The sequence below is a fragment of the Streptomyces sp. NBC_00239 genome, assembly GCF_036194065.1.
Lineage (GTDB): Bacteria > Actinomycetota > Actinomycetes > Streptomycetales > Streptomycetaceae > Streptomyces.
This window is the reverse complement of the sequence record NZ_CP108095.1, coordinates 5,150,462-5,168,356: the sequence shown is the minus strand read 5'-3', so window position 1 is coordinate 5,168,356 and position 17,895 is coordinate 5,150,462. Positions and strand designations below refer to the sequence as shown.

The window sequence follows — 17,895 nt, the reverse complement described above, 5'->3', positions numbered from 1 at the left end:
AGGCACCTCCGGAACGAGAGCGGTACGGGGTGCGTCGTCTTGTCCAGCCCGGTACGGCGCGTCTCGTCGGGGGTTCCCCACCACCGTAGCAAAGGGCAGCCGAGAGGGCCGGTGACCTCGATCACCGGCCCTCAGGACCACAACTCGGGACGACGGCTCAGAACGACAGCTCAGAACGACAGCTCAGGGGACTACAGGTACAGCCCGGTGGAGTCCTCGGACCCCTCCAGCCGCTCCGCGGCCACCGCGTGCAGGTCCCGCTCGCGCATCAGCACGTACGTCGCGCCCCGCACCTCGACCTCGGCCCGGTCCTCGGGGTCGTACAGGACCCGGTCGCCGGGCTCCACCGTCCGTACGTTCTGCCCGACCGCGACCACCTCGGCCCAGGCCAGCCGCTTGCCGACGGCGGCGGTGGCCGGGATGAGGATGCCGCCGCCGGAGCGGCGCTCGCCCTCGGGGTTGTCGGAGCGGACGAGCACACGGTCGTGCAGCATCCGGATGGGCAGCTTGTCGTGGGTCGGGTTCTGGCTCACGCGAAAAACCTACCTGGCGGCGGGCCCGCCGTACGCCGGAGGGTCACGCGTCCAGGCGTCATCCGCGCTTGCGTCGCGTGGAGAGCGCCAGCAGTCCGACGACGCCGACGGCGAGCAGCACGACGGGGACGATCCGCTCCACGTTGGGCGCGCCGTCCTCGCGCCGGAAGCCGGCCTTGAGGTCGGTGACGGTCCGGTTGACCGCGACGAACGCGCGTCCCGCGGTCTGGTCCACCGTCGAGGCGACCCGGGCCTTCGCGTCACCGATGATCGTCTTGGGGTGCATCCGCACGCCGATCTCGTCGAGCGTCTCCGCGAGCTGATCGCGCCTGCGGATGATGTCCGCCTCGATCTGCGCAGGGGTCCTGACTTCCGACACCGCGCTGCCTCCGTGGGTGGTGTGTGGGCGTAGTCCGACGTGGACAGTCTGTCAGCTTACGCTCGTGAGGGACTGCACCCCCTGTAAAGGAGACTGTGAGACATGAGCGAGCGACTTCAGCCCGGCGACACGGCACCCGCCTTCACCTTGCCCGACGCGGACGGCAACGAGGTCTCGCTCGCCGGCCACAAGGGCCGCAAGGTGATCGTGTACTTCTACCCGACGGCCCTGACCCCCGGCTGCACCAAGCAGGCGTGCGACTTCACCGACAACCTGGACGTCCTGGCCGCCGCCGGCTACGACGTCATCGGCGTCTCCCCGGACAAGCCGGAGAAGCTGGCGAAGTTCCGCGACAAGGAGAACCTCAAGGTCACCCTGGTCAGCGACCCGGAGAAGGCGGTCCTTGAGGCGTACGGCGCGTTCGGTGAGAAGAAGCTGTACGGCAAGACGGTGACGGGCGTCATCCGCTCCACGGTGGTCGTGGACGAGGACGGCAAGATCGAGCACGCCTTCTACAACGTGAAGGCCACCGGCCACGTAGCCAAGATCATCCGCGACCTCGGCATCTGACACCCGAGCCCCACCCCGCCCCACCCCAGCGGCCCGCACCGATCCGGCGCGGGCCGCTCCGGTTATCGGACGAAACAACCCGTAACCGTCCGACTATCGGCCCGTTACTCCGTACGAGGGCCGCACGCGCGGCCGGGAGGGGGAGTCGGGATGGCGGTCAGTCCGTACACGCGGGAACGGCTGGAACAGGCGGCGAGGACGTCGCAGACGCTGAGCGAGGCGCTGGAAAAGCTCGGAGCAGACCCGAAGAGCGGGTCGCGGCGGTATCTGCTCGGCCGCATGCGGAAGCTGGGAGTCGATACCTCTCACTTCCAGCAGGAGGGCGCAAAGTGGACGAGGGAGGTCCTGGAAGAAGCCGTCGGCGCTTCGACGAACATGTGCGAGGTGTTGCGCCGACTCGGCCTGGAGGTCGTAGGCGGCCATCACACCCACATCAGCCGCCGGGTGAAGGCGTTCGGCATCGACACCTCACACTTCAGGCCGCCCTCCCCGGCAGGGCGCCCCAGCCTCCGGCGCACCCGGGAATCGATCCTGGTCGAACAGGATCCCTCCAAGGCCCGTCGGGTGCAGAGCGAGCAGCTGAAACGGGCCCTCTCCTCGCTGGGCGTGCCGGAGCGCTGCCACATGTGCGGCACCGAGCCCACCTGGCAGGGATATCCGCTCACTCTGGAGGTCGACCACATCAACGGCGACTGGCGCGACAACCGGCCGCGGAACCTACGACTGCTCTGCCCCAACTGCCACTCCACCACCGACACATATCGCGGCCGCGCAAAGGGCCGCCGATGAACGGGGGCAACCGCTACTCGAAAGCGGTTCTGGCCGAGGCCGCACGCACGTGCAGTGACATCGACGAGGTCATCGCCCACCTGGGCACGCAGCCGTACCCGCATCTCGGGCGCTATCTGCTGAGGCGCTTCGCGCACCACGGCGTCGACGTCTCCCACTTCCGGCCGACCGGTCGGCGCGACAGACCCTCCCGCGCCGAACTCGATCAGGCGGTGACCGAGTCCTACAGCATCGCCGAGACCCTTCGCCGCCTCGGCCTGCCCGACAACGGCCGTCGGCGCGCGGCGCTGCGCGAGTGGACTGCTGCGGACGGCCTTTCGACGGCTCACTTCCTCGGCCAGGCCCACTACCGCGACAAGACCGGCGTCACCACGACGAGGCCGGCATCGGACATCCTCGTCAAGCACGGGGGCAAGCGGCGCACCCGCACCTCCCTCCTCCGGCGGGCTCTGGCTCAGATCGGGGTTCCGGAGTGCTGTGCCATGTGCGGGACCTCGCCGGAATGGCAGGGGCGACCGATGACGCTGGAGGTCGACCACATCGACGGCGACTGGAGCGACGACCGCCGGGAGAACCTGCGCCTGCTCTGCCCCAACTGCCATGCGGTCACCAGCACCTGGTGCCGGGGAGGCGGGCGCAAGCCAGTCGCCCAGCGAGCCGGAACGGCCTTACACTAGCCGCAGCCAGACAGACCGGATGTCCGAATTGGTCAGGCTTGGGCGGCCGTGGTGGAATTGGCCTACACGCAACTTTTAGGTAGTTGTGGGAGAAATCCCTTGAGGGTTCGAGTCCCTCCGGCCGCACGCGGACGAAGGCCCCGCACGCAGAAGCGTGCGGGGCCTTCGGCACGTCCGGGCCATGTCAGCCCAACAGCTCCCGGACCACCGGGACGAGCGCGCGGAAGGCGTGGCCGCGGTGGGAGATGGCGTTCTTTTCGGCTGCGGACAGTTCGGCGCATGTGCGGGTTTCGCCGTCGGGCTGGAGGATCGGGTCGTAGCCGAAGCCGCCGGTGCCGGCCGGGGTGTGGCGCAGGCGGCCCGTCAGGCGGCCCTCGACGACGCGTTCGGTGCCATCGGGGAGGGCGAGTGCGGCCGCGCACGCGAAGTGGGCGCCGCGGTGGGCGTCGTCGATGTCGGAGAGCTGGGCGAGCAGGAGCGCGAGGTTCGCCGCGTCGTCGCCGTGGCTGCCGGCCCAGCGGGCGGAGAAGATGCCGGGGGCGCCGCCCAGCACGTCCACGCACAGGCCCGAGTCGTCGGCGACGGCCGGGAGCCCGGTGGCCCGGGCGAGGGCGTGCGCCTTGAGGAGCGCGTTCTCCGCGAAGGTGACGCCGGTTTCCTTGACGTCCGGGATCTCGGGGTACGCGTCCGCGCCGACCAGCTCGTGGGGCAGGCCGGCCGCGGACAGGATGGCGTGGAGTTCGGTGACTTTGCCCGCGTTGCGGGTGGCGAGGATGAGGCGGCTCATGCCCCGATTATCGGGGGATCAGGGAGTGCACACCTTGCTGAGTTCGGTGGCGCCGTCCGTGATCGGGGTGAGGTCGGGGGTGGCGTCGCCCTTGTCGATGGCGGTGCGCACGTTGGCGACTCCCTGGCTGATGGAGTCGACGGCCTTGCCGATGTCGGTGTTGTCGCTCTTGTCGCCGACATCGTTGAGGCTCTTCTCGATCTCGTCGAGGGCGGCCTGCGCCTCCTGGGGGCTGTTGCCCGCCTGGGATATGGCCTGCTGGAGGTCGTTGACGGCGTCGCTGATGGCCACTGCGGTCTGGGCACAGTCCAGGGCGGTGTCGATCGCGGAGCAGGCGGTCACTGCGGGCAGGGCGAGCAGTGCGGTGACGGCGAGTGCGGCGGTGCGGCGGTGCATGGCCATGCGGCGGTTTCCCCCCAGGGTCGGATGTGCGGACGGGCGCACAGCGTCGAACTGTGCGCCCGTACAGGACAGGACGCTCGGGGGGCTCCACAAGGTTCCCGGCCGCCCCGGCGGTCGTGGTGTCGGCGTCAGAGTTCGAGGGCCCCGCGCTGGATGGCTTCGAGGTCGGCGCAGCCGCCGGCGGCGAGGTCGAGGAGGGCGTTGAGTTCCTTGCGGTCGAAGGGCTCGCCTTCGGCGGTGCCCTGGACCTCGACGAAGCGGCCGTCGCCGGTGCAGACGACGTTCATGTCGGTCTCGGCGCGGACGTCTTCCTCGTAGCAGAGGTCGAGGAGGGGTTCGCCGTCGACGATGCCGACGCTGACGGCGGCGACGGTGCCGGTGAGGGGCTTGCGGCCGGCCTTGATGAGCTTCTTCTGCTGGCCCCAGGCGACGGCGTCGGCGAGGGCGACGTAGGCGCCGGTGATGGCGGCGGTGCGGGTGCCGCCGTCGGCCTGGAGGACGTCGCAGTCGAGGACGATGGTGTTCTCGCCGAGTGCCTTGTAGTCGATGACGGCGCGCAGTGAGCGGCCGATGAGGCGGGAGATCTCGTGGGTGCGGCCGCCGATCTTTCCTCGGACGGATTCGCGGTCACCGCGGGTGTTGGTGGAGCGGGGCAGCATCGAGTATTCGGAGGTGACCCAGCCTTCGCCGCTGCCCTTGCGCCAGCGCGGTACGCCTTCGGTGAAGGAGGCGGTGCAGAAGACCTTGGTGTCGCCGAAGGAGATGAGGACGGAGCCCTCTGCGTGCTTGCTCCATCCGCGTTCGATGGTGACCGGGCGGAGCTGTTCGGGCGTGCGGCCGTCGATGCGAGACATGGGTGCGAGCCTAGTCGTTCGCGTCCGGCCGTTCGTGCCGGCCGGTTGTGCCCGGCCGTTCGTGCCCGGCCGGTTGTGACGCGGTGCCGGGCCCGGGCGCGCGCCCCCCGGCGCGGGTACGCGTGATCCCCGGCGCGGGTACGCGTGATCCCCGGCGCGGGTACGCGTGATCCCGGGCGCGGGTACGCGTGATCCCCGGCGCGGGTACGCGTGATCCCGGGCCAGGGGGCGAGCCGCCCCCGGTCCGGGTACGCGAGGACCCCGTGCGGGGCGGGCCCGTACGGGGTCTGGTGAGCCGGTGGGCTCAGCTCACATCATGTCTTCGATCTCGGCGGCGATCGGGTCGGCGTCGGTGCCGATGACGACCTGGATCGCGGTGCCCATCTTCACGACGCCGTGGGCGCCGGCGGACTTCAGGGCGGCCTCGTCGACCTTGCTCGGGTCGAGGACCTCGGTGCGCAGGCGCGTGATGCAGCCTTCGACTTCTTCGATGTTCTCGATGCCGCCGAGCCCGGCGACGATCTTCTCAGCCTTGGTGGCCATGTGTCTGTTCTCCCTGTGTTCAAGGAACGAGTCTCGGCGGCCCGCATGGTGGGGTCCCGGGGTCCGCTTTGTCACGTTAACCCACGGTTGGCCCATCTTCGCGAGCGCGGGTCCGCTGGCTGTCGAATGATGACGATCAGCAGCAACCTGCCCTCAGCGGGCCGGTCCTCTGCGACCGCACGTCACTGGTCTACACCACTGTGCGGCCACCGCCAAAACGGACCGTCAGGGAGGACGCCGATGAGCGCGAGCAGCGCGGCAGCAGTGCCACAGCAGAAGTGGTGGAACGGGCTGTTCCAAGGGCTGCAGAAGATGGGCCGCAGCCTTCAGCTGCCGATCGCCGTCCTGCCCGCCGCGGGCATCCTCAACCGCTTCGGCCAGCCCGACATGTTCGGCGCGGAGGGCCTCGGCTGGGACGACGTCGCCAAGGTGATGGCCAGCGCGGGCGGGGCGCTGCTCAATTCCGACCTGGGCCTGCCGCTCCTGTTCTGCATCGGTGTCGCGATCGGCATGGCGAAGAAGGCGGACGGTTCGACGGCCCTGGCGGCGGTGGTCGGCTTCCTCGTCTACCGCGGGGTGCTGCGCGCGTTTCCCGAGAGCTGCCCGTCGGGGACGAAGGACGTGGGGGGCGGCTGCCTGGGGGCGGGTGACTCGCTCGCCGAGTACACGTTCCAGAATCCGGGGGTCTTCGGCGGCATCGTGATGGGCCTGCTGGCGGCGTGGTTCTGGCAGCGCTTCCACCGGGTGAAGCTGGTCGACTGGCTGGGCTTCTTCAACGGGCGCCGGCTGGTGCCGATCATCATGTCGTTCGTGGCGATCGTGTTCGCCGTGGTGTGCCTGGGCATCTGGCCGGCGATCGGTGACGCGCTGGAGAGCTTCTCGGACTGGCTGGTCGGACTGGGCGCCTGGGGTTCGGGCATCTTCGGTCTGGCCAACCGTGCGCTGCTGGTGATCGGCCTGCACCAGTTCCTGAACGTGCCGGTGTGGTTCCAGTTCGGCAGCTACACCAAGCCGGACGGCACGGTGGTGCACGGCGACATCGCGATGTTCCTGAACGGGGACCCGGACGCGGGTCAGTTCATGACCGGCTTCTTCCCGATCATGATGTTCGCCCTGCCGGCCGCCGCCCTGGCGATCACGCACTGCGCGAAGCCCCGGCGCCGCAAGGAGGTGGGCGGTCTGATGCTCTCGGTCGCCCTGACCTCGTTCGTCACGGGCATCACCGAGCCGATCGAGTACTCGTTCCTCTTCATCGCGCCGGCGCTGTACGCGGTCCACGCGGTGCTGACGGGTGTCTCGATGGCGGTGACCTGGGCGCTGGGGGTCAAGGACGGCTTCAGCTTCTCGGCGGGTCTGATCGACTACGTCATCAACTGGGGTCTGGCGACCAAGCCGTGGCTGATCGTTCCGATCGGTCTGGCGTTCGCCGCCGTCTACTACGCGATCTTCCGCTTCGCCATCACGAAGTTCGATCTGAAGACGCCCGGGCGGGAGTCCGACGAGGAGATCGACGAGATGGAACGCGAGAACACCAAGGCGTAGCGGGGCGGGGGCACTCCGCCCCTCCCCCACAGGGCCCTCGGATCCTTTGATCCGGGGGCCTTCGTCATGCCCGGCGACAGATTCCGGATGGGTAACGGGCGGCCCGCCCGGGGCGGTCCGGGCCCGTGGGCTCGGGGCTTTGATCCCGACCCTCCGAGTGTGGTGTAGACCACAGGAAAACGAAGGTTCCTTATCTAACCCTCACCGTGTTACAACTGGTCTACACCACCCATTGGTGTAGACCACGCACCCCGCATCCGGGGCCCGCGTACTCCCTTTCTGAGACGCCGCCGTCCTAGCTGTCCCCCGGCGGCGCCTTGTTCCCCGGAGGAAGTTATGACTACGGCTACTGCCGACAAGGCGCCTCCCGCCAAGAAGTGGGGCTCCGGCCTGATCCAGGGCCTGCAGAAGGTCGGCCGCAGCCTTCAGCTGCCCATCGCGGTGCTGCCCGCGGCCGGTCTGCTGCTGCGCTTCGGCCAGCCGGACGTGTTCGGCGCGGACGGCCTCGGCTGGGGCAAGGTCGCCACGGTGTTCGCCACCGCCGGTGACGCGGTCTTCGCGAACCTGCCGCTGCTCTTCTGCATCGGTGTGGCCATCGGCTTCGCCAAGAAGGCGGACGGCTCCACCGCGCTCGCGGCGCTCGTGGGCTTCCTGGTCTACAAGAACGTCCTCACCGCCTTCCCGGTGACCGAGGCCGTCGTCAACACCACGGCGAACAAGGGCGTCGACGTCGCGGCGACGTACAACAACCCCGGTGTCCTCGGCGGCATCATCATGGGTCTGCTGGCCGCCGTGCTGTGGCAGAAGTTCCACCGCACCAAGCTGGTGGACTGGCTCGGCTTCTTCAACGGCCGCCGCCTGGTCCCGATCATCATGGCCTTCGTCGGCGTGCTGATGGGTGTCTTCTTCGGTCTCGTGTGGGAGCCGATCGGCGAGGTCATCTCCAACTTCGGCGAGTGGATGACGGGCCTCGGCTCCGTCGGCGCGGGCATCTTCGGTGTCATCAACCGCGGTCTGATCCCGATCGGCATGCACCAGTTCGTCAACACCGTCGCCTGGTTCCAGATCGGTGACTTCACCAACGCCGCCGGCGACATCGTCCACGGCGACCTGAACCGCTTCTTCGCCGGCGACTCCAGCGCCGGCCTGTTCATGACCGGCTTCTACCCGATCATGATGTTCGGCCTGCCGGCCGCCGCCCTGGCCATCGCGCACTCCGCCCGCCCGGAGCGCCGCAAGGCCGTCACCGGCATGATGGTCTCCCTCGCGCTCACCTCGTTCGTCACGGGTGTCACCGAGCCGATCGAGTTCTCGTTCATGTTCATCGCCCCGGTGCTGTACGCGATCCACGCCGTGCTGACCGCGCTGTCGATGGCCATCACCTGGGCGCTGGGCGTCCACGGCGGCTTCACCTTCTCGGCCGGTCTCATCGACCTGAGCCTGAGCTGGAGCAAGTCGACCAAGCCCTGGCTGATCATCCCGATCGGCCTCGTGTTCGCGGCGATCTACTACGTGGTCTTCCGCTTCGCGATCACCAAGTTCAACCTCCCGACGCCGGGCCGCGAGTCCGACGAGGAGCTCGCCGAGATGGAGAAGGCCGAAGCCAAGTAAGGCCTCGGCCCCGGCCCCGGCCCCTGCGCACGAAGCCCCCGCACTCCCCGAGGAGTGCGGGGGCTTCGTCGTTGGGTGCGCGGGGCGGGCCGCCCGGTGGGGACTGCCCGTAGGGGATACCCGTAGGGGATGCCCGTACGGGCTCAGATCTCGTAGACGGCGCCCGCGTACGCGAGGTCCGCCGGGCCCGGGTAGACGGCGCGGGCGTCGGCGAGGTTCCGGTCGGCGTCCGTCCACGGCGGGATGTGGGTGAGGACCAGGCGGCCGGCGCGGGCGTCGCGCGCGAACTCGCCGGCCTCGCGGCCGTTGAGGTGCAGGTCCGGGATGTCTTCCTTGCCGTGCGTGAAGGAGGCCTCGCACAGGAAGAGGTCGGTGTCCTCGGCGAGCGCGGCGAGCGCGGCGCAGGTGCCGGTGTCACCCGAGTAGGTGAGGGACTTGCCGCCGTGCTCGACCCGGATGCCGTACGCCTCGACCGGGTGGCAGACGCGTTCGGTGCGCACCTGGAACGGGCCGATCTCGAAACCGCCCGGCTTCAGGGTGCGGAAATCGAAGACCTCGCTCATCGAGCGCTCGTCGGGGACGTCCTCGTACGCGGTGGTCAGGCGCTGTTCGGTGCCCTCCGGCCCGTACACGGGGATCGTGCCGCAGCGGCCGCCCTCGTGGCGGTAGTAGCGGGCGACGAAGTACGCGCACATGTCGATGCAGTGGTCCGCGTGCAGGTGACTCAGGAAGATGGCGTCGAGGTCGTACAGACCGCAGTGGCGCTGCAGCTCGCCCAGGGCGCCGTTGCCCATGTCGAGGAGCAGCCGGAAGCCGTCGGCCTCGACGAGGTAGCTCGAGCAGGCCGATTCCGCGGACGGGAACGAACCCGAGCAGCCGACGACGGTGAGCTTCATGGAGCAGGAACCTCCGTGGGCGGAAACGGGCGGCGGGTGAGCCGTGCGTGGGGGCGTGGGGGGGCCGTGCGTGCGTCGAGCGTAAGGCGCGAAAGCGGCGGTCGCTCCTCCACGGCAGGCCGTTGTGGGGGAACTCACCTGTGCCGTCACCCCCCGGGGCGACGGACCGCACAGGGGTTGCCGCCGCGCGGCGCGGCCGCCGCGCCCGGTGGCGGGCTCGCGGTTACCGTCGAGCCATGGACACGTCCTGGTGGCCCGCGCTGGCCGCGGTCGTGGCGCTGGCCCTGGTGGTGCTGGTGGCCGGGCGCCGCGGACGCGGGCCGGGCGTACGGACGCCACCGCCCGGGCGTCCGGGCCCGCACCGGCCGGGCCCGCCGCCGCGGCCGGCGCCGGGCGAGATCTGGTGGGCCGAAGTGCCGTACGAGGACGGGCCGGGCGGCAAGGACCGGCCCTGTCTGGTGCTGGGGGTGCGCGGGCACGCCACGGTGCGGGTCGCGAAGATCACGAGCAAGTACCGCGACGAGCGGCCGGGGGTGATCCCGCTGCCGCCGGGGGTCGTGGGCGACGCGCACGGCCGGCCGAGCTTCCTGGAGACGGCCGAACTGCGGGACGTCTCGGTGTGGGACTTCCGGCGCCGGGTGGGCGTGGTGGACCCGGTGGTCTGGGATCAGGTCCGCCATCTGGCGGACTGACGCGAAACCCGCGGCCCGCGGTGCCGGCCGGGCGTGGCGCGGCGGGTTCGCGGGCCGCGGGTCGCGGCGCTCGTGGTGCGTCGGCGTCGGCCGTCAGGACGTGGCCCTCGGGCGTCGGCCGTGAGTGCCGGCCGTCGGGCGTCAGGCCCAGAGCTGGCCGTGCAGGGTCTCGATGGCGGCCTCGGTGGTCGGGGCGGTGTAGACGCCCGTCGAGAGGTACTTCCAGCCGCCGTCGGCGACGACGAAGACGATGTCCGCGGTCTCCCCGGCGGCGACGGCCTTGCGGCCCACGCCGATGGCCGCGTGCAGGGCGGCGCCGGTGGAGACGCCCGCGAAGATTCCTTCCTGCTGGAGGAGTTCGCGGGTGCGCGTGACCGCGTCGGCCGAGCCCACCGAGAAGCGGGTGGTGAGCACGGAGGCGTCGTAGAGCTCGGGGACGAAGCCCTCGTCGAGGTTGCGCAGCCCGTAGACCAGGTCGTCGTAGCGCGGCTCGGCGGCCACGATCTTGACGTCCGGCTTGTGCTCGCGCAGGTAGCGGCCGACGCCCATGAGGGTGCCGGTGGTGCCCAGGCCCGCCACGAAGTGCGTGATGGAGGGCAGGTCGGTGAGGATCTCCGGGCCGGTGGTCGCGTAGTGGGCGCCCGCGTTGTCGGGGTTCCCGTACTGGTAGAGCATGATCCAGTCCGGGTGCTCGGCGGCGAGCTCCTTGGCGACGCGGACGGCCGTGTTGGAGCCTCCGGCCGCCGGCGACGGGACGATCTCGGCTCCCCACATGGCCAGCAGGTCGCGGCGCTCCTGGGAGGTGTTCTCCGGCATCACGCACACGATCCGGTAGCCCTTGAGCTTCGCGGCCATGGCCAGCGAGATGCCGGTGTTGCCGGAGGTGGGCTCCAGGATGGTGCAGCCGGGGTGCAGGCGGCCGGCCTTCTCGGCCTGCTCGATCATGTGGAGCGCGGGGCGGTCCTTGATCGAGCCGGTCGGGTTGCGGTCCTCCAGCTTGGCCCAGATGCGGACGTCCTCCGAGGGGGACAGCCGGGGCAGCCGGACCAGCGGGGTGTTGCCGACCGCCGCCAGCGGGGAGTCGTAACGCATCAGACAGCGCCGCCGGCCACGGCCGGGAGGATCGTGACGCTGTCGCCGTCGGAGAGCTCGGTGGCGATGCCGGCGAGGAAGCGGACGTCCTCGTCGTTGAGGTAGACGTTCACGAAGCGGCGCAGCTCGCCGCCCTTGGACTCGTCGATGATCCGCTCGCGGATGCCGGTGTGGCGGGTCTCCAGGTCGGAGAAGAGCTCGCCCAGGGTGGCGCCTTCGCCGCTGACGGCCTTCTGGCCGTCGGTGTAGGTGCGGAGGATGGTCGGGATGCGGACCTCGATGGCCATGGCGGGCTCCAAGTCGTCGGGAAGGGCGTGATGCGTGAGGGGCGCGCGGCTCTTGCCCCCCGCGCGACAGGGGGTGGTACTTCTCGGCAGGCTCGGGCGTGGCCGGCTCCGCTCAGGCGGCAGCGGGACAGATCGCGCTGGCGAGGCGGCACAGGTCGACGTGCAGCCGCGCCACGAGCAGCGGGGCACTGCCGGGCGTATCGATGCTCACGTCGTGGGAAACCATGCGGGCATCGTAACGATTCCCGGGCGGCCGAATGGAGTGTGATCTCGCATACCGGACGCTGCTGGCTCACATCGTGGTCAGTAGGCCGCCACGACCTGCACTTCTTCCTCGGTGATCACTCCGTCGACGATCCGGTACGAGCGGAACTGGAACTCCCCCAGGCCGTCCTTGTCGGCCGTGGAGACCAGGACGTAGTGGGCGGCGGGCTCGTTCGCGTACGTCACGTCGGTGCGCGAGGGGTAGGCCTCGGTCGCGGTGTGCGAGTGGTAGACGATCACGGGCTCCTCGTCCCGGTCGTCCATCTCGCGGTAGAGGGCGAGGAGGTCCTTCGAGTCGAACTCGTAGAACGTGGGCGAGCGTGCGGCGTTGAGCATCGGGATGAACCGCTCGGGGCGGCCGGTGCCGGCCGGTCCGGCGACGACGCCGCACGCTTCGTCGGGGTGGTCCTCGCGGGCGTGCGCGACGATCTGGTCGTACAGGGCCTGGGTGAGGGTCAGCATGAGCGACAGGATAAGCAGACGGGCCCTCCCGTACCGAGATCTGGTACGGGAGGGCCCGGATGCTGGACAGGAGGCGCTCGGCGCCTGCCCTCAGGGGCTTCCTGTCACCGCTTGACGAACGCGGCGCCCTGCGGGTTGCGGCTCTTGAGGACCTGGAACGCGACGGCGAGGACCAGGCCCCACAGCGGCGCGCAGTACAGCGAGACGCGGGCGTCCTTGTCGACGCCCATCATCACGATGACCATGCCGATGAACAGGAGCGCGAACCAGCTGGTCCACGGGGCGCCGGGGGCCCGGAAGGGGGAGGCCGGCAGCTCGCCGCGGTCGGCCTTGGCGCGGTAGCGGAGCTGGCAGACCAGGATCATGATCCAGGCCCACATGCCCGAGATGGTGGCGAAGGAGACGACGTAGTCGAAGGCCTTGCCGGGTGCGACGTAGTTGATCCAGACGCCGACGAGCATCAGGGCGGCGGAGAAGGTGGTGCCGATGAGCGGGGTGCCGCTCTTCGTCAGCTTGGTGAAGAACTTCGGTCCCTGGCCGTTGAGCGCGAGGTCGCGCAGCATCCGGCCGGTGGAGTACATGCCCGAGTTGCAGGAGGACAGGGCCGCGGTGAGGACGACGAAGTTGACGATCGCGGCGCCGACGCCGAGGCCCATCTTCTCGAAGGCCGCGACGAACGGGCTGACGCCCGGCTGGAACTCGGTCCACGGGACGACCGACAGGATCATGATCAGCGCGCCGACGTAGAAGACGGCGATCCGCCACGGCACGGTGTTGATGGCCTTGGGGAGGGTCTTCTCGGGGTCCTTGGACTCGCCGGCGGTGACGCCGACCAGCTCGACCGCGAGGAAGGCGAACATGACGATCTGGAGGGTCATCAGCGTGCCGCCGAGGCCCTTGGGGAAGAAGCCGCCCTCGCTCCACAGGTTGGCGACGGTGGCGGTGTCCGCGGCGTCGGAGAACCCGATGGTGAGGATGCCGGCGCAGATGAGGATCATGCCGACGATGGCGGTGACCTTGACCATCGAGAACCAGAACTCCAGCTCGCCGAAGAGCTTCACGGAGATCAGGTTCGCGCCGTACAGGATGACCGTGAAGATCAGCGCGTACGCCCATTGCGGGAAGCTGTCATGGGTCCAGAAGGACATGTACTGGGCGGCCGCGGTGACTTCGGTGATGCCGGTGACCACCCAGAACAGCCAGTACGTCCAGCCGGTGACGAAGCCCCAGAACGGGCCGACGAACTCGCGGGCGTACTCCGAGAAGGAGCCCGACACCGGGCGGTACATGAGCAGTTCGCCCAGGGCCCGCATGATGAAGAAGATGACCAGCCCCGCGATGGCGTAGGCCAGGATCAGACTCGGGCCGGCCTTGCTGATGGCCTTGCCCGCGCCCAGGAAGAGCCCGGTGCCGATGGCTCCGCCGATCGCGATCATCTGGATCTGGCGGGCGCCGAGCGCCCGGTGGTATCCCTCGCCCGCGGCCTCGTCGGCGGCGGTGCCCTTGTCCTGGTTCTCGACCTGCACAGAGGTCATGTTTGGTGCGCCTTTCTCCACGCCGACCCGCGCCTGCTGAAGAGGCTGCGGATCGGGTCCTCGATCCCCCCGGATACGGATGGAGTTGCACGCCGGCGGTCGGCCGGTTCAAGCACCGCCACGGGGACAGGGGTGTCGTCCCGTCGGCGGTCCGGAAGATTTATCACGGACTTATGGGTCGCCGACGGACGAAAGAGTGACGCACCGCACAGGCAAATCGGGGCAAGTGGCCGATTGCACGTTAAAGCACCGGATCGCAGTGATCTGATCGTTATCCGGATTTGAGCGTCCGCTGAGCGAACGGCGGGTGCCGTCCGGGTGTCATGGGGGCGTCGACCCCGGCGTCAGTCCGCCGTCACTCCGGCAGCAGGGTCTCGACGAGGGTCTCCTGGAGCCCGCCCAGCCACAGGTACGCCATCACCATCGGCTTGCGGGGGTCGGAGTCCGGCAGCTCGAAGAGCTCGCCCGCCTCGTCGTCCTCGGTGAGCTCCAGCCGGGCGGCGATGGTCAGCCGCAGGTCGTTGAGGGCGCCCAGCCAACGCAGCGGCAGCTCGCCGGTCAGTTCCAGCACCGCCCCGCCGTCGCCGGCGGGCGACAGCGCGTTCAGGCTGTGCACGACGGCCAGCGCGTCCTCGCGCTTGCGGGCGCGCAGGTCGGTCTCGGTGAACCGGCGGAACTCGGCGGACCGGGCCCGCAGCTCCTCGGGGTCGGTTCCGCCGCCGTCGCCGGGGCCGCCGTACGCGTCCGGGAAGAGGCGGGCGAGCGCGGGGTCGGAGGGCGGCTCGCTGGGCCCCTCGGCGAACAGCGCCGCCAGCGGGTCGGCGTCCGCGTCGGGCTCGTCGCCCGGCCCGAGCAGCTCCAGCAGCTGGACCGCCAGGGAGCGCAGGATGGAGATCTCGATCTCGTCGAGCGCGACGGCCGCGCCGCCGCCCTTGAGGGCCTCGAACACGCCGCCCATCAGAAGCGGTCCTGCGAGAGCGTCGCCCAGAGGCCGTAGCCGTGCATGGCCTGCACGTCGCGTTCCATCTCCTCGCGGGTGCCGCTGGAGACGACCGCCCGCCCCTTGTGGTGGACGTCCATCATCAGCTTGTGCGCCTTGTCCTTGGAGTAGCCGAAGTACGCCTGGAACACGTACGTCACGTAGCTCATGAGGTTGACCGGGTCGTTGTGCACCAGGGTCACCCAGGGGACGTCCGGTTCGGGGACCGCGTAGGTCTCCTCGGCGGATTCGGTGCGTTCGATCTCGATGGGGGCGACGCTCAGAGCAACACTCACCTACCCCATGCTGCCACTGTGACGGGCCGGTCGCACAAACGGCCCCCTACATCTCGTCAGTCTGACGAGATGTGGAGTAGAGTCCCTGACCATGAACCCTGCGGATTTGGGCCTGCCGGTGGACGTGCCGTCGACAGCGCTCTTCACGGACCACTACGAGCTCACGATGCTGCAGGCCGCCCTGGCGAACGGCACCGCCGACCGCCGCTCGGTCTTCGAGGTCTTCACCCGGCGGCTCCCCGAGGGGCGCCGCTACGGGGTCGTGGCGGGCATCGGCCGGGTGCTGGACGCGGTGGAGAACTTCCGCTTCGACGGCGCCGTGCTGGAGTTCCTGCGGGAGCGGCGGGTCGTGGACGCCCGCACCCTGGACTGGCTGTCCCGCTACCGCTTCTCGGGTGACATCTGGGGCTACCCGGAGGGCGAGGTCTACTTCCCCGGCTCGCCCGTCCTGCGCGTCGAGGGCAGCTTCGCCGAGTGCGTGATGCTGGAGACCGTCATCCTGTCGATCCTCAACCACGACTCGGCGATCGCCGCGGCCGCCTCCCGGATGGCCTCGGCCGCCGGCGACCGGCCGCTGATCGAGATGGGCGCCCGGCGCACCCACGAACTCGCCGCCGTAGCCGCCTCCCGGGCCGCCTACGTGGGCGGCTTCACCTCCACCTCGGACCTCGCGGCCGGCTTCCGGTACGGGATCCCCACGGTCGGCACCAGCGCGCACGCCTTCACCCTGCTGCACGACACCGAGCGGGACGCCTTCACCGCGCAGGTGGCCGCGCTGGGCAGCGACACCACGCTGCTGGTGGACACGTACGACGTCACCGAGGCCGTCCGCACGGCCGTCGAGGTCGCCGGGACCGGGCTCGGGGCGGTCCGCATCGACTCCGGCGACCTGCTGCTCGTCGCCCACCGGGTGCGGCAGCAGCTGGACGAGCTGGGCGCCACCGGCACCAGGATCGTGGTGACCTCCGACCTCGACGAGTACGCGATCGCCTCGCTGGCGGCCGCGCCCGTGGACGCGTACGGGGTGGGCACCCAGCTGGTCACCGGCAGCGGGCACCCGACCTGCTCGATGGTCTACAAGCTGGTGGCCCGCGCCACCTCCGCCGACCCGAAGGCGGCGCTGACGCCGGTGGCGAAGAAGTCGCTGGGCGGCAAGACCTCGATCGGCGGCCGCAAGTGGGCGGCCCGGCGGCCGGACGCCGACGGGATCGCCGAGGCGGAGGTCATCGGCACCGGGCCGGTCCCGGCCGCGCTCGCCGCGCACCAGCTGCCGGTCGAGCTGGTCAAGGGCGGCGAGGTGGTGGCCAGGGAGCCGCTGGAGGCGGCCCGCGAACGGCACCGGGCGGCCCGCGCCGCACTGCCGCTCTCCGCGACGCAGCTCTCGCGCGGTGAGGCCGTCATCCCGACGGAGTACGCGTAAACGGCGGGACCGCGGGCATCCAACACCAGCACCCCCGCCCCGGCGGGGCCGCACGCCGGGGTCACCCGCCCCGACGGCACGCCCCGAGCCCGCCCGAGCCCGCCCCCGCAGCACCGTCCGATCCGCTCCACCGCCCGCTCTGACTCCTCCGAGTAAGGACAGCCGCGATGCACCGCGCCTTGATCGTCGTCGACGTACAGAACGACTTCTGCGAGGGCGGCAGCCTCGCGGTCGCGGGGGGCGCCGATGTCGCCGCCGCCGTCACCGAGCTGATCGGGCAGGCCACGCCCGGGTACCGGCACGTCGTCGCCACCCGCGACCACCACATCGACCCGGGCGCGCACTTCGCGCGGCCGCCGGCCGCGCCGGACTTCGAGACCTCCTGGCCGGTGCACTGCGTGGCCGGGACGGAGGGGGTGGGCTTCCACCCGAACTTCGCGCCCGCCGTCGCGTCCGGCGCGGTCTCGGCGGTCTTCGACAAGGGGGCGTACGCGGCCGCCTACAGCGGGTTCGAAGGCGCGGACGAGAACGGGAGCGGGCTCGCGGAGTGGCTGCGGGAGCGGGGGGTCGGCGAGGTGGACGTGGTCGGGATCGCCACCGATCACTGCGTGCGGGCGACTGCGCTGGATGCGGTGCGGGAGGGGTTCTCCACGCGGGTCCTTCTCGACCTGACGGCCGGGGTGGCCGCGCACACGACGGCCCGGGCCCTGGCCGACCTCCGCTCCGCCGGCATCCACCTCACCGGCACCCCCACGGTCCCCGGCACCTGACGCCGGCGCGGTTCGGGGTTGCCCCGGGGCGGCCGGCGAGGCTGTGCGCCCGCTGGGGGCCGGGGGGCGGGCCGTCGGGGGGTCAGGCGCTGGAGAGGCCGGGGGTGGCCGGGTCGGGGCGGAGGAGGGCGCGTATGGGGTGCCAGAGCTCCGCCACGGGCTGGCAGGGCTCGGCGCCCCGCCACAGCAGCCCGTCCGGATGGTGCAGCACCGCCGTCACCTCGTCCGGCGTGGGCGGCTCCGCGTTCCCCCGCAGATACACGGCCCGCATCCCGAGGTTCCGCAGCCTGGTCAGGGCGCGGGCCCGGTTCGCGGCGTGGACGAGCACACGGACGTGCCGGCCGTCCTCGCGCGGCCTGGGCAGGGTCAGTGCGACCACGACGCTGCCGTTGGGCAGCTTGACGAAACCTCCGCCTGGCATGCGGTTCATCTCCCCCGTGAGATGGAGCGTCAATAAGAATCTCGCTCCCCGCATCTAAACGCGATCGGCCGCCGCCCGCTAGAGGGCGACGGCC

Annotated in this window: 23 protein-coding genes, 1 tRNA gene and 1 riboswitch; of the genes, 9 read left to right on the top strand and 15 right to left on the bottom strand. The window is 70.5% G+C overall.

The window, feature by feature from the left end:
* Positions 1 to 28: 28 nt before the first annotated feature.
* A riboswitch (guanidine-III (ykkC-III) riboswitch) is annotated at positions 29 to 87 on the bottom strand.
* Between the two features lie 104 nt (positions 88 to 191).
* Together OG764_RS22755 and OG764_RS22750 are read right to left on the bottom strand one after the other, a co-directional pair.
* Positions 192 to 533, bottom strand: coding sequence for a GroES family chaperonin (locus OG764_RS22755; protein WP_328970266.1), 342 nt, complete (start codon positions 531 to 533; stop codon positions 192 to 194).
* A 58-nt stretch (positions 534 to 591) separates the two neighbouring features.
* On the bottom strand, positions 592 to 912 hold the full coding sequence (locus OG764_RS22750) for a DUF3618 domain-containing protein (RefSeq protein WP_328970265.1): 321 nt from the start codon (positions 910 to 912) through the stop codon (positions 592 to 594).
* Between the two features lie 102 nt (positions 913 to 1,014).
* Between OG764_RS22750 and bcp the strand changes: the two genes are divergently transcribed.
* From bcp to OG764_RS22730, 4 genes are all read left to right on the top strand, one after another.
* Positions 1,015 to 1,482, top strand: a complete 468-nt coding sequence (gene bcp, locus OG764_RS22745) for a thioredoxin-dependent thiol peroxidase (protein WP_328970264.1) — start codon at positions 1,015 to 1,017, stop codon at positions 1,480 to 1,482.
* Positions 1,483 to 1,632: 150 nt separating this feature from the next.
* Positions 1,633 to 2,271, top strand: coding sequence for an HNH endonuclease signature motif containing protein (locus OG764_RS22740; protein WP_328970263.1), 639 nt, complete (start codon positions 1,633 to 1,635; stop codon positions 2,269 to 2,271).
* Entirely contained in the window at positions 2,268 to 2,948 is a 681-nt protein-coding gene (locus OG764_RS22735) for an HNH endonuclease (protein ID WP_328970262.1), read from the top strand. Before OG764_RS22740 ends, OG764_RS22735 begins: the two co-directional genes overlap by 4 nt.
* 42 nt (positions 2,949 to 2,990) lie before the next feature.
* Positions 2,991 to 3,074 (top strand) — tRNA-Leu (locus OG764_RS22730).
* A 58-nt stretch (positions 3,075 to 3,132) separates the two neighbouring features.
* Here the strand turns inward: OG764_RS22730 and rdgB are convergent.
* The 4 genes from rdgB to OG764_RS22710 all read right to left on the bottom strand — a co-directional run bounded on the left by rdgB (position 3,133) and on the right by OG764_RS22710 (position 5,630).
* The gene (gene rdgB, locus OG764_RS22725) at positions 3,133 to 3,735 is read right to left on the bottom strand and encodes an RdgB/HAM1 family non-canonical purine NTP pyrophosphatase (RefSeq protein ID WP_328970261.1); all 603 of its coding nucleotides are present in this window, start codon (positions 3,733 to 3,735) and stop codon (positions 3,133 to 3,135) included.
* Between the two features lie 18 nt (positions 3,736 to 3,753).
* Complete coding sequence (locus OG764_RS22720) at positions 3,754 to 4,137, bottom strand: hypothetical protein (RefSeq protein ID WP_328970260.1); 384 nt, start codon at positions 4,135 to 4,137, stop codon at positions 3,754 to 3,756.
* Between the two features lie 128 nt (positions 4,138 to 4,265).
* Positions 4,266 to 4,991, bottom strand: a complete 726-nt coding sequence (gene rph / locus OG764_RS22715; RefSeq protein ID WP_328970259.1) for a ribonuclease PH — start codon at positions 4,989 to 4,991, stop codon at positions 4,266 to 4,268.
* A gap of 309 nt (positions 4,992 to 5,300) precedes the next feature.
* Positions 5,301 to 5,630 carry a PTS glucose/sucrose transporter subunit IIB gene (locus OG764_RS22710; protein ID WP_328970258.1) on the bottom strand — a complete coding sequence of 110 codons (330 nt, stop codon included), beginning with the start codon at positions 5,628 to 5,630 and terminating at the stop codon, positions 5,301 to 5,303.
* A gap of 144 nt (positions 5,631 to 5,774) precedes the next feature.
* On the opposite strand from OG764_RS22710, the gene OG764_RS22705 reads away from it, so the two are divergent.
* Both OG764_RS22705 and OG764_RS22700 read left to right on the top strand, forming a co-directional pair.
* A complete protein-coding gene (locus OG764_RS22705) occupies positions 5,775 to 7,076 on the top strand; it encodes a PTS transporter subunit EIIC (protein WP_328970257.1) in 1,302 nt (433 codons plus the stop codon).
* A 336-nt stretch (positions 7,077 to 7,412) separates the two neighbouring features.
* Positions 7,413 to 8,687 (top strand): PTS transporter subunit EIIC, encoded by a 1,275-nt coding sequence (locus OG764_RS22700; RefSeq protein ID WP_328970256.1) that lies wholly within the window; start codon positions 7,413 to 7,415, stop codon positions 8,685 to 8,687.
* 143 nt (positions 8,688 to 8,830) lie between these two features.
* Here OG764_RS22700 and OG764_RS22695 read toward each other — a convergent pair whose 3' ends face one another.
* Positions 8,831 to 9,583, bottom strand: coding sequence for an MBL fold metallo-hydrolase (locus OG764_RS22695; RefSeq protein ID WP_328970255.1), 753 nt, complete (start codon positions 9,581 to 9,583; stop codon positions 8,831 to 8,833).
* Positions 9,584 to 9,819: 236 nt separating this feature from the next.
* Here OG764_RS22695 and OG764_RS22690 point away from each other — a divergent pair, with 236 nt between their 5' ends.
* Positions 9,820 to 10,275 (top strand): type II toxin-antitoxin system PemK/MazF family toxin, encoded by a 456-nt coding sequence (locus OG764_RS22690; protein WP_328970254.1) that lies wholly within the window; start codon positions 9,820 to 9,822, stop codon positions 10,273 to 10,275.
* A 141-nt stretch (positions 10,276 to 10,416) separates the two neighbouring features.
* Here OG764_RS22690 and OG764_RS22685 read toward each other — a convergent pair whose 3' ends face one another.
* The 7 genes from OG764_RS22685 to clpS all read right to left on the bottom strand — a co-directional run bounded on the left by OG764_RS22685 (position 10,417) and on the right by clpS (position 15,178).
* A complete protein-coding gene (locus OG764_RS22685; protein WP_328970253.1) occupies positions 10,417 to 11,367 on the bottom strand; it encodes a PLP-dependent cysteine synthase family protein in 951 nt (316 codons plus the stop codon).
* A complete protein-coding gene (locus tag OG764_RS22680) occupies positions 11,367 to 11,654 on the bottom strand; it encodes a MoaD/ThiS family protein (protein WP_328970252.1) in 288 nt (95 codons plus the stop codon). Before OG764_RS22680 ends, OG764_RS22685 begins: the two co-directional genes overlap by 1 nt.
* Before the next feature lie 112 nt (positions 11,655 to 11,766).
* Positions 11,767 to 11,880: a putative leader peptide gene (locus OG764_RS22675; protein ID WP_328970251.1), complete on the bottom strand. Its 114-nt coding sequence runs from the start codon at positions 11,878 to 11,880 to the stop codon at positions 11,767 to 11,769.
* Between the two features lie 77 nt (positions 11,881 to 11,957).
* Positions 11,958 to 12,380, bottom strand: a complete 423-nt coding sequence (locus OG764_RS22670; RefSeq protein WP_328970250.1) for a M67 family metallopeptidase — start codon at positions 12,378 to 12,380, stop codon at positions 11,958 to 11,960.
* 104 nt (positions 12,381 to 12,484) lie between these two features.
* Entirely contained in the window at positions 12,485 to 13,915 is a 1,431-nt protein-coding gene (locus tag OG764_RS22665) for an amino acid permease (RefSeq protein ID WP_328970249.1), read from the bottom strand.
* A 355-nt stretch (positions 13,916 to 14,270) separates the two neighbouring features.
* Positions 14,271 to 14,873: a DUF2017 domain-containing protein gene (locus tag OG764_RS22660; protein ID WP_328970248.1), complete on the bottom strand. Its 603-nt coding sequence runs from the start codon at positions 14,871 to 14,873 to the stop codon at positions 14,271 to 14,273.
* Positions 14,873 to 15,178: an ATP-dependent Clp protease adapter ClpS gene (gene clpS / locus OG764_RS22655; RefSeq protein ID WP_328973124.1), complete on the bottom strand. Its 306-nt coding sequence runs from the start codon at positions 15,176 to 15,178 to the stop codon at positions 14,873 to 14,875. The genes OG764_RS22660 and clpS overlap by 1 nt, the downstream gene beginning before the upstream one ends.
* Before the next feature lie 103 nt (positions 15,179 to 15,281).
* On the opposite strand from clpS, the gene OG764_RS22650 reads away from it, so the two are divergent.
* A complete protein-coding gene (locus OG764_RS22650) occupies positions 15,282 to 16,610 on the top strand; it encodes a nicotinate phosphoribosyltransferase (protein WP_328970247.1) in 1,329 nt (442 codons plus the stop codon).
* 167 nt (positions 16,611 to 16,777) lie between these two features.
* Positions 16,778 to 17,380, top strand: a complete 603-nt coding sequence (locus tag OG764_RS22645; RefSeq protein ID WP_328970246.1) for an isochorismatase family protein — start codon at positions 16,778 to 16,780, stop codon at positions 17,378 to 17,380.
* Positions 17,381 to 17,462: 82 nt separating this feature from the next.
* Here OG764_RS22645 and OG764_RS22640 read toward each other — a convergent pair whose 3' ends face one another.
* Positions 17,463 to 17,801 carry a hypothetical protein gene (locus OG764_RS22640; protein ID WP_328970245.1) on the bottom strand — a complete coding sequence of 113 codons (339 nt, stop codon included), beginning with the start codon at positions 17,799 to 17,801 and terminating at the stop codon, positions 17,463 to 17,465.
* Positions 17,802 to 17,895: the final 94 nt, after the last annotated feature.

Coding starts and splice junctions, on each gene's coding strand:
- OG764_RS22670 (WP_328970250.1), bottom strand. CDS start 12,380: ATGCTGACCCTCACCCAGGCCCTGTACGACCAGATCGTCGCGCACGCC.
- OG764_RS22700 (WP_328970256.1), top strand. CDS start 7,413: ATGACTACGGCTACTGCCGACAAGGCGCCTCCCGCCAAGAAGTGGGGC.
- OG764_RS22705 (WP_328970257.1), top strand. CDS start 5,775: ATGAGCGCGAGCAGCGCGGCAGCAGTGCCACAGCAGAAGTGGTGGAAC.
- OG764_RS22690 (WP_328970254.1), top strand. CDS start 9,820: ATGGACACGTCCTGGTGGCCCGCGCTGGCCGCGGTCGTGGCGCTGGCC.
- OG764_RS22665 (WP_328970249.1), bottom strand. CDS start 13,915: ATGACCTCTGTGCAGGTCGAGAACCAGGACAAGGGCACCGCCGCCGAC.
- OG764_RS22675 (WP_328970251.1), bottom strand. CDS start 11,880: ATGGTTTCCCACGACGTGAGCATCGATACGCCCGGCAGTGCCCCGCTG.
- OG764_RS22720 (WP_328970260.1), bottom strand. CDS start 4,137: ATGGCCATGCACCGCCGCACCGCCGCACTCGCCGTCACCGCACTGCTC.
- OG764_RS22640 (WP_328970245.1), bottom strand. CDS start 17,801: ATGCCAGGCGGAGGTTTCGTCAAGCTGCCCAACGGCAGCGTCGTGGTC.
- rdgB (WP_328970261.1), bottom strand. CDS start 3,735: ATGAGCCGCCTCATCCTCGCCACCCGCAACGCGGGCAAAGTCACCGAA.
- OG764_RS22710 (WP_328970258.1), bottom strand. CDS start 5,630: ATGGGCCAACCGTGGGTTAACGTGACAAAGCGGACCCCGGGACCCCAC.
- OG764_RS22680 (WP_328970252.1), bottom strand. CDS start 11,654: ATGGCCATCGAGGTCCGCATCCCGACCATCCTCCGCACCTACACCGAC.
- OG764_RS22695 (WP_328970255.1), bottom strand. CDS start 9,583: ATGAAGCTCACCGTCGTCGGCTGCTCGGGTTCGTTCCCGTCCGCGGAA.
- bcp (WP_328970264.1), top strand. CDS start 1,015: ATGAGCGAGCGACTTCAGCCCGGCGACACGGCACCCGCCTTCACCTTG.
- OG764_RS22740 (WP_328970263.1), top strand. CDS start 1,633: ATGGCGGTCAGTCCGTACACGCGGGAACGGCTGGAACAGGCGGCGAGG.
- OG764_RS22685 (WP_328970253.1), bottom strand. CDS start 11,367: ATGCGTTACGACTCCCCGCTGGCGGCGGTCGGCAACACCCCGCTGGTC.
- rph (WP_328970259.1), bottom strand. CDS start 4,991: ATGTCTCGCATCGACGGCCGCACGCCCGAACAGCTCCGCCCGGTCACC.
- OG764_RS22650 (WP_328970247.1), top strand. CDS start 15,282: ATGAACCCTGCGGATTTGGGCCTGCCGGTGGACGTGCCGTCGACAGCG.
- OG764_RS22645 (WP_328970246.1), top strand. CDS start 16,778: ATGCACCGCGCCTTGATCGTCGTCGACGTACAGAACGACTTCTGCGAG.
- OG764_RS22735 (WP_328970262.1), top strand. CDS start 2,268: ATGAACGGGGGCAACCGCTACTCGAAAGCGGTTCTGGCCGAGGCCGCA.
- OG764_RS22660 (WP_328970248.1), bottom strand. CDS start 14,873: ATGGGCGGCGTGTTCGAGGCCCTCAAGGGCGGCGGCGCGGCCGTCGCG.